This window comes from Synechococcus sp. CCY 9618 (assembly GCF_019038415.1).
Taxonomy (GTDB): Bacteria; Cyanobacteriota; Cyanobacteriia; order PCC-6307; family Cyanobiaceae; genus Cyanobium.
Window position 1 is genome coordinate 1 of sequence record NZ_JAFKRG010000081.1, and the last position, 210, is coordinate 210.

General features: G+C 66.2%; 1 pseudogene. It reads left to right on the forward strand.

The annotated features are described in order from the left end of the window. Positions 1-210 (forward strand): annotated as a pseudogene (locus KUG41_RS15230) (photosystem II D2 protein (photosystem q(a) protein)); the annotation flags it as partial.

The following is a 210-nucleotide window of genomic DNA, read 5'->3' on the forward strand; positions in this document are numbered from 1 at the left end:
GCGCCCCGGCCACGCGTGGATGGTTCGACGTCCTCGACGACTGGCTCAAGCGCGACCGCTTCGTTTTCGTGGGCTGGTCCGGTCTGCTGCTCTTCCCTACGGCCTATCTGGCTCTGGGCGGCTGGCTCACCGGCACCACCTTCGCCACCTCCTGGTACACCCACGGCATTGCCAGCAGCTACCTGGAAGGTTGCAACTTCCTCACCGCCG